This is a genomic window from Actinomadura montaniterrae, assembly GCF_008923365.1.
GTDB classification, from domain to species: Bacteria; Actinomycetota; Actinomycetes; order Streptosporangiales; family Streptosporangiaceae; genus Spirillospora; species Spirillospora montaniterrae.
On the sequence record NZ_WBMR01000318.1, the window covers coordinates 1 to 8,256 of the forward strand.

Genomic DNA, 8,256 nt, shown 5'->3' on the forward strand with positions numbered 1-8,256 from the left:
CCGATCCGGAGGGCCCGGTCGGGCCGGCCCGGCCGGAGATCGAGTGGCTGCAGCCGCTGCCCGGAGCGTGGGCGGACGCGGCGGGCCGCGGCGACCCGGCGGCGGTCGTCGCGTCCCGCGCGGGGGTCCGGCTGGCGCTGATCGCGGCGCTGCAGCACCTGCCGGCGCGGCAGCGGGCGGTGCTGATCCTGCGGGACGTGCTGGGCTGGCGGGCGGCCGAGGTCGCCGAGACGCTCGGCACGTCCACGGTGGCGGTGAAGAGCATGCTGCAGCGGGCGCGCGAGCAGATCGAACGGCTCGCGCCGGAGGAGGACGGCGTCGCCGAGCCGGACGATCCGGGCGTCCGCGCGCTGCTCGACCAGTACGCGGCGGCGTTCGAGAACGCCGACGCGGCGGCGCTCGCGGACCTGCTGACGCGGGACGCGACGCTGGAGATGCCGCCGTTCGAGGCGTGGTTCGCCGGGCGCGGCCACGTCGCGCGGTTCGCCGCCGCGCACATCTTCGGCGCGCCCGGCGATCTGCGCCTGGTCCCCGCCTCGGCGAACGGCCGGCCGGCCTCGGCCGCGTACCTGCGCGGCCCGGATGGCGCGTACCGCGCGCACTGCCTCCAGGTGCTCACGGTCACCGGCGGGGGCATCTCGGGGGTGGTGGCGTTCCTCGATCCGGCCCTGTTCCCCAGGTTCGGGCTGCCGCCCGAACTGTCGTCCGGGCGGCCGTCCGCGCTCGCGTCCGGCGGAGCGGTTCCTTTCGGGCCGGCGGCGGTCAGTACCCGGTGAGCGATCCGCTCCGAGGGAAGGGACCGGGATGCCGGAGATGACGAGCAAGACCGCGACCGGCCGGGAGGCGTCCGAGGGGGACGCCGTCCCGGCGGCGCGACGGGGCTGGACGCTGGTGCTGGCGGGGCTGGGGGCGTTCCTGTGCTCCCTGGACGTGGTGGTGGTCGCGACCGCGCTGCCGGTGCTGCGCACGCACCTGGGCGCGAGCCTGTCCGACCTGGAATGGACGATCAACGCCTACAACCTGGCGTTCGCCTGCCTGATGCTGACGGGTTCGGCGCTCGGCGACCGGTTCGGCCGCCGCCGGATCTACGTGGCGGGCCTCGCGGTGTTCACCGCGGCGTCCGCCGCGTGCGCGCTGGCGGGCGGCGCGGGCGCGCTCGTCGCCGCCCGGGTGGTCGAGGGCGCCGGGGCGGCGCTGCTGCTGCCGCTGACGCTCACGCTGATCAGCGACGTGTTCCCGGTGGAGAAGCGCGGTGCCGCCATCGGGCTGTGGGGCGGGATCACCGGCCTCGGGGTGGCCGGCGGGCCGGTGCTGGGCGGCGCGATCACCGAGGGCCTCGCCTGGCAGTGGATCTTCTGGATCAACGTGCCGGTCGGGCTGGTCATGATCCCGCTCTCGGCGACGCTGCTGCGGGAGAGCCGCGGGCCGCGCCCGCACCTGGACGTGCCGGGCCAGCTCCTCGCGGGGCTCGGCATGTTCGCGCTGACGTGGGCGCCGGTGCGGGCGCCGTCGGCCGGCTGGGACTCGCCGGAGGTGGCGGGCGCGCTGGCGGCGGGGGCGGTGCTCGTGGCGGCGTTCCTGCTGTGGGAGCGCCGGGCCGCGCACCCGATGCTGCCGCTGGCGTACTTCCGGCTGCGCGGCTTCGCGTCCGCGAACGCGGTGATCTTCCTGCTGGCGGTGTCGCTGCTCGGCGCGCTGTTCATGATGACCCAGCTGTTCCAGACCGGGCTCGGCCACTCCCCGCTGCAGACGGGGCTGCGGCTGCTGGTCTGGACGGGCATGCCGATGGTCGCCGCGCCGCTCGCGGGCGCGCTCGCCGACCGGATCGGGCCGCGCCCGCTGATGGCGGGCGGGATGCTGCTGCAGGCGGCCGGGCTCGGCTGGCTGGCGGCCGTGACGGCGCCGGACGTGTCGTACGGGACGCTCGTCGCGCCGCTGATCGTCGCGGGCGCCGGCACCGGCATGGTCTTCGCGACGACGGCCGGCGCGGCGACGGCGGCGGTGCCGGCGGGCGACGCGGGCGTGGCGGCGGGCACCAACACGGCGCTGCGCGAGCTCGGCGCCGTGTTCGGCATCGCGATCCTCGCCGCGGTGTTCGCGCACAACGGCGGCTACGCGACGCCGGCGTCGTTCGTCGACGGGTTCAAGCCGGCCCTGTGGGTCGCGTCGGCGGTGGCCGCGGCCGGGGTGGTCGCGGCGCTGTTCGTCCCCGCGAAGGGCGGTGCCGTCCCGGCGGCCGTCCCGCAGGCCGTGCCGCCGGCGGAGGACGCGCGGCGCGGCGCCTGACCGTTCAAGCGGGCTTCTCGAACAGCAGGCGGATGACGGGCTCGGCGGCGGCCACGGGGTCGTCGCCGAGCTCGGCGGGCAGGGCGCCGCGGAGCCAGAGCTCGGCGAAGCCGTGCACGATCGACCAGGCGGCGATCGGGGCGGTGAGGTCGCCGCGGGGGCGGCCCGGTGCGACGCTCCGGGCGCCGCGCACGAGGACGCCGTCGGCGCGCGCGCGGGCGGCGGCGACCTCGGGGTCATCGGCGCGGTACAGCTCGGGCCGGAACATGACCTCGAAGTGCGCGCGGTGGCCGACGGCGAAGCGGATGTAGGCGAGCCCGACGTCGTGGAAGTCGTCGCCGGCGGCCTCGAGCGCGTCGGCGAACAGGGTGTACCCCTCGGCGGCGACGGCGGTGAGGAGCCCGGCCTTGTCGCCGAAGTGGTGGGCGGGGGCGGCGTGCGAGACGCCCGCGCGGCGGGCCAGCTCGCGCAGGCTCCAGGTGGCCGGTCCGGACTCGGCGATCGCGTCCACGGCGGCCGCCATGACGGCCCGCCGCAGATCGCCGTGGTGGTAGGCGTCGTCGCTCATGCCGCCGATCCTATCTTGTCATTGACAAGTTCGCGGCGCGGGGGCAATCTAGTCAACGACAAGATGATGTCCGAGCGAAGGACCCGTGCCATGCCGACCCTGCCCTGGATCCCCGTCCGAGCCCCCGGCGCCGACGCCGAGGTCACCGTCATGGCGTCCCGGCTCGAGGTGCGCTCGCTCCGCCACGTGCCGGGCTTCCTCCTCACCTCGATGTCCCTGCTGCGCCAGGCCCGCCGGTCCGACGGCGCGCACGGCGTCGCCCTGAAGGCCCAGCTGCTGAAGCGGACGTTCTGGACGCTGTCCGCCTGGCGCGACGAGAAGGCGATCCGGGCCTACGCCGCCGCCGAACCGCACCGGTCCTCGATGCGGGCGAAGCGCGCGGTGATGCGCGACTCCACGTTCGTCTTCTGGCAGGCGAAGGCCGCCGACCTGCCCATCGGCTGGGAGGAGGCGCAGCGGCGCATCGCGGGGAACTGACCCGCGCCCGCTCGCTCCGGCCCTCTAGCCCGGCGGCTCCGCGTCGTCCGCGAACGCGCGCAGGCCCGGCAGGTCGACGACGGTGATCCTGCGCCATCCGGTGCGGATCAGCCCCGCGGCCCGCAGGCCCGTCATCGCCCGCGCGACCGTCTCGCGGGAGGCGTCCATCCAGCTGCCGAGCTCCTCCTGGGACAGCGGCGGCCCGATCGCGATCGACCCGTCCGGCGCGGGCGCGACGTGCTGCGCCGACCGCTCGGCGAGGTCGGCCAGCAGCCGCGCGAGCCGCTGGGTGCCCCGGCTGGCGACGTGCGCGCGCAGCCGCCGGTCGGAGTCGTCGATGCGCTGCACGAACGTGCCGGTGACGAGCATCCACACGTCCGGGTGCGCGTCCAGGAACCCGGTGAACCGGCCCGCCGGGACGACCAGCGCGCGCACCGGGGACAGCGCCGTCACCGTCGCCGAGCGGGTGCGGCCGCCCAGCACCGCGCTCTCCGCGAGCAGGTCGCCCGGCCCGCGCACGGCCAGCACCACGTCGTGGCCGTCCTCGGTCGTCGAGGTGACCTTGGCCCAGCCCCGCTCGATGATGATCACGTGGTCGGACTCGTCGCCCTGGTAGACCAGCGGCGCCTTGACCGGGAACTGGCGCGGCCGTGCGGCGGCGCGCAGCGCGGTCCGCTGCGCGGAGTCGAGCGCGGCCCAGAACCCGGGCCGGGGAACGGACGGGGACGAGGGGGGCAAGGCCGTCCTCCTTACCGGTCGCCGGGAACCTTGACATGCCCGCTGTCACCTGCCCGGTAAACCGGTGTCCGGCAAACCGGCCCGCGCGCGCCCGTCACAGGCCCGCGCGCGCCCCCACGCCCTCGAAGCTCAGGGCGGGACGGCCGCCGGGACGGCCGACGGTCGCACCGGCCGCCGCCGCCGAGAACCGGGCGGCGCGCTCCGGCGGCTCCCCGCGGGCGAGCGCGGCGATCAGCGCTGCGGTGAGCGCGTCCCCGGCGCCCGTCGTGTCGGCGACGGGCGTGTCGTCCAGCGGCACGACGGCGCCGCCGCCCGCCCAGACGAAGACGTTCGCGTCCTCCACGGCCAGCGCGACCAGCGACGGGCCGCGCCGGACGAGGTCCGCGCCGAGCCGTGCGGCCTCCTCCGCCGAGCCGATCGGGGCGCCGGCCAGCATCGCGGCCTCGCGCGCGTCGGCGCGGACGAGGAACGCGGCCGCGAGCAGGTCGTCGCGGTCGTCCTCGGACGGCGCCCCGTCCAGCACGATCCGGTTGCCCCGCGCGAGCTCGACGGCCGCCCGCACCGCCCCCGGCGGCTGCTGCAGCTGGACGGCCGTCCACGGCGCGGCCCGCAGCAGCGGCCCGGCCGCCGCGACGTCGGCCTCGGTGAGCAGGACGGGCGGCGGCGTGTCCTCCAGGTAGCGCCAGCGGCCCGCGCCGTCGACGATGTCGACGATCAGGCCCGTCGCGGCGCCCTCGCGGCGCACCACGCGGGACACGTCGACGCCGTCACGGCGCGCCTGGCCGAGCACGTCGCGGCCCGCGTCGTCGTCGCCGACGACGCCCACCAGCGCCGGCCGCACGCCGAGCTGCGCCAGCGCGACCGCCTGGTTCGCGCCCTTGCCGCCGAGCATCTCCCGGCGGCGCCGCACGTCCGCCGAGCCGCCGGGACCCGGCGCCTCGTCGACGACGAGCACCAGGTCGCGGACGATCTGCCCGGCGACGGCGACGTCCGGCGGCGCGCTCACGTGCCGGGCGGCGGCTCGGACTCGACGGTCACGGCCTCGTGGTCGAAGCTCAGCAGGCCGCCGATCTTCGCCGCGTCGGTGAGCGGCTCCTCGTAGGACCAGGCCGCGTTCTCCGCGCCGTCCAGCGACCAGTACGTCGCCTCGCCCTTGTAGGGGCAGACGGTGCGCTTGTCGCTGCGGGTCAGCAGTTCGCGGCGCACGTCCGCGGCCGGGATGTAGAACCGGTTGGGCAGGCCCGTCTCCGACAGCAGCATCGGATGCTCGGTCTCCGCGACGACCTCCCCGCCCAGCAGCACCCGGACGTGCCGGGACGTGGCGCGCGCGTCGACCCGGTGGAACGGGTCGCGCAGGTGCCCGTGCACCTCCTCGTCCTCGTCGTACCAGGCGTCCATCGGCTTCCAGTAGAAGGCCATGTAGCCGCGCAGCCAGGACGATTCGGGCAGCGGTTCCGGGTAGCCCCACACCGCGTTCTCCGCGGCGCGGCCGCCGGCGCGGATCGTCCAGTACGCGGCGTCGCCCTTGAACGGGCAGTGCGTGCTGTGGCCGGTCCGCTCCAGCAGGTCCGTCCGGACGTCCTCCTCGGGGACGTACAGGACGGGCAGCAGCCCCGTCTCGTGCAGCAGCTTCCCCCGCTCGGTGTCGAAGACGACCTCCCCGCCGAAGCGGGCGTGCACCCGGCGCGGGAAGTCGTGCATGAACAGCCGGTGCTTCGGCCCCTCGATGCGGAAGTTGACGTCGTCGCCGGGCGATCCGGCGAGCGGCCCGGGGCCCATGGTCAGCGTCATGCCCGTCTCCCTGCGTCGGCCCTGCTCGTGCGCCTGCCGACGCTGCTCGTGCGCCTGCCGACGCTGCTCGTGCGCCTGCCGGCGCTGCTCGTGCGCCTGCCGGCGCTGCTCACACGCCCGTCGGCATGGTCTCCAGCTCGCCGCGCCGCGCCGCCTCCAGGTGCAGCGGGGCGAGCGCGGAGGTGATCCGGAACCAGCACAGGGCGTCGTACCGGTCGGCGAGCCGCGTCGGGACGTACTGGCGCGGGTCGCGGTCCGGATCGTAGACGACGCCGATCGCGCGGTGCCCGAGCGTCCCGGTGAGGAAGGCGGGCATGTCGCGTTCGGGCGGCACCACGAACAGGCCGCGGTGCAGCTCCGACCGCGCGAGCACCTCCTCCAGCGACCCGTGCGCCGGCGGCGGGACGGTCATGACCTCCATCGGGTCGCCCCAGCTCGGCGCGGCGACCACCTCGCCGGGGCCGCCCGCGAACCCGACGATGACGACGCGGTCGCGGCCGCGCCGCTCGCGCGCGAGCTGCCCGAGGTTCACCATGCCCGCGTCCGCCATGTCGGTGGCGCGGGCGTCGCCGACGTGGGTGTTGTGCGCCCACACGACGCCCTTGCCGGTCTGGCCGCCGTGGGTGTGGAAGTCCGTCAGCCGGTCGAGGGTGTCGGCCATGTGCACGTCGCGGACGTTCCACGACTCCGGCCCGCCGCCGATCATGGTGCGGTAGTAGCGTTCGGCGCCCGCCGCGACCTCGGCGTTCTGCCGGACGTCCAGCTCCTCGTCGGGGTCGCGGGAGTCGCCGTGCGAGACGGGGCGGCGCAGCCGGGTCAGCAGCGCCATGATCTCCTCGGTGCACCCGTCCGGGACCAGCGCGGTGTTCCACCCGTAGGACCGCGGGTCCTCGCCGTGCGGCTCGAAGCAGCGGTAGGCCTCCAGCGCCGTCCGCAGGTACTCGGGGCGGTGCTCGGCCAGGTGGTCGACGACGGCCCGCAGCGACTCCCACAGGCTGTAGACGTCCAGCCCGTAGAAGCCGGCGCGCTCGTCGGGCGGCAGCCCGGCGTTGTGCTCGCGCAGCCACCGGCAGAACCGGACGGTCTCGTCGTTGGCCCACATCCAGGTGGGCCAGCGTTCGAAGGCGTTCAGGGCGGTGCGCGGGTCCTCCGCGCCGCCGGGCGCCAGCGTGACCGACCGCCCGACGCGGCGGCAGTCCGGCCAGTCGCCCTCGACGGCCACGAAGGAGAAGCCGCGCTCGGCGATCAGCCGGCGGGTGATCGCGGCCCGCCAGGCGTAGTACTCGTGGGTGCCGTGGCTGGCCTCGCCGATCAGCACGCACGCGGCGTCGCCGATCCGGTCGAGCAGCGGGTCCAGGTCCTCTTCGTACTCCAGCGGCAGCGCGGCCCCGAGCACGTCGTCCGCGTCGCTCATCGTGTCCCCCTCCCCCCGGGGTTCTCCCGCGACGAAATCGACATATCACTCAAATCGCTCGCTTCTGTCGCCGTTCCCCGGATCCCCGGATCGATGCACGCCGCCGCCCCGATTCGGGCACCCGATGTCGGATCCGCTCACTCGCGGGGCGGCTCGACGACCGCGCGGCGGCCCGCCGGGCGGGCCGTCCGCCGGGTTCGGTTTCGTCCCGCGGGTCCGGTAGAGGCCGAACGGTACACAGACGTAACTGGAATCCCCCACGAAACGCGCAGGGAATGGATAGTCTCCCACCGATCACATTTGGTTAGGTAAGACAATCTGGAGCACCTGCCGCATGAGCGCTGCCAACCGGGTACAGGTCATCACACGGTGGGGGGCCATCGCCTTCATGGCGATCGCGGTCATGACCGCGACCGCGGGCGGCTTCGCCCAGTCCTACGCCGGGCTCTACCACTGGGCGCTGGAACACGGCCTGCGCGGATGGAAGGCCGACTCGTTCCCGCTGCTGGTCGACCTGTTCATCATCGTGGGCGAACTCGGCCTCTTCCTGCTCGCCGTCGACGCCTTCGTGCTGCGCCGCCGGGACATGATGAGCTGGCTCGACTTCTTCCTGCCGCTCGCCATCGCCCTCGCGGGCTGGACGGCCAGCCTCATCTTCAACGTGGGGCACGTCGGGCACCGGTCGTTCTCCTACCAGGCGACGGCCGCGGTCCCGCCGATCGTGTCGATGCTCGGCCTGTTCGTCCTGCTGCGAACACTGCACCGGTACGTCTCGCGCCAGTCCGCGGAAGAGGAGGAGCCGAAGCCCGCCGAGCCCGCGCCGCGCGCCATCGCCGGCCCGGTCACGCTGCAGCAGATCACGCTGATGCCGCTGCGCAACACCGGGCCGTTCCCGCAGATCCAGGTGCCCGGCCACTCCGGCAAGGCGATCGAGTCGGGCACCGCGAACGGCTCGGCGGCCGCCGGGGCCCGCGAGGCCGAG

General features: G+C 75.4%; 9 protein-coding genes. 4 read left to right on the forward strand and 5 right to left on the reverse strand.

Translation table 11 applies throughout. The features are described 5' to 3' along the window. A partial coding sequence (locus tag F9B16_RS46840) for an RNA polymerase subunit sigma-70 (protein WP_151546739.1) occupies positions 1-776 on the forward strand: 776 nt, incomplete at its 5' end. A 37-nt stretch (positions 777-813) separates the two neighbouring features. Further along, a complete protein-coding gene (locus F9B16_RS46845; protein ID WP_151546740.1) occupies positions 814-2,286 on the forward strand; it encodes an MFS transporter in 1,473 nt (490 codons plus the stop codon). Positions 2,287-2,290: 4 nt separating this feature from the next. On the opposite strand, the gene F9B16_RS46850 is transcribed toward F9B16_RS46845, so the two are convergent. Further along, the gene (locus F9B16_RS46850) at positions 2,291-2,854 is read right to left on the reverse strand and encodes a TetR/AcrR family transcriptional regulator (protein ID WP_151546741.1); all 564 of its coding nucleotides are present in this window, start codon (positions 2,852-2,854) and stop codon (positions 2,291-2,293) included. 90 nt (positions 2,855-2,944) lie between these two features. Between F9B16_RS46850 and F9B16_RS46855 the strand changes: the two genes are divergently transcribed. After that, positions 2,945-3,331: a DUF3291 domain-containing protein gene (locus F9B16_RS46855; RefSeq protein ID WP_151546742.1), complete on the forward strand. Its 387-nt coding sequence runs from the start codon at positions 2,945-2,947 to the stop codon at positions 3,329-3,331. Between the two features lie 24 nt (positions 3,332-3,355). Here F9B16_RS46855 and F9B16_RS46860 read toward each other — a convergent pair whose 3' ends face one another. The 4 genes from F9B16_RS46860 to F9B16_RS46875 all read right to left on the reverse strand — a co-directional run bounded on the left by F9B16_RS46860 (position 3,356) and on the right by F9B16_RS46875 (position 7,274). Next, on the reverse strand, positions 3,356-4,069 hold the full coding sequence (locus F9B16_RS46860; RefSeq protein ID WP_151546743.1) for a Crp/Fnr family transcriptional regulator: 714 nt from the start codon (positions 4,067-4,069) through the stop codon (positions 3,356-3,358). A 94-nt stretch (positions 4,070-4,163) separates the two neighbouring features. Next, positions 4,164-5,075, reverse strand: coding sequence for a PfkB family carbohydrate kinase (locus F9B16_RS46865; RefSeq protein WP_151546744.1), 912 nt, complete (start codon positions 5,073-5,075; stop codon positions 4,164-4,166). After that, positions 5,072-5,860, reverse strand: coding sequence for a DUF427 domain-containing protein (locus tag F9B16_RS46870; protein WP_151546745.1), 789 nt, complete (start codon positions 5,858-5,860; stop codon positions 5,072-5,074). The genes F9B16_RS46865 and F9B16_RS46870 overlap by 4 nt, the downstream gene beginning before the upstream one ends. Before the next feature lie 109 nt (positions 5,861-5,969). Beyond that, positions 5,970-7,274 (reverse strand): erythromycin esterase family protein, encoded by a 1,305-nt coding sequence (locus tag F9B16_RS46875; RefSeq protein ID WP_151546746.1) that lies wholly within the window; start codon positions 7,272-7,274, stop codon positions 5,970-5,972. 334 nt (positions 7,275-7,608) lie between these two features. On the opposite strand from F9B16_RS46875, the gene F9B16_RS46880 reads away from it, so the two are divergent. Continuing rightward, positions 7,609-8,256, forward strand: a 648-nt coding sequence (locus tag F9B16_RS46880; RefSeq protein WP_151546747.1) for a DUF2637 domain-containing protein, incomplete at its 3' end; no start/stop codon positions are given.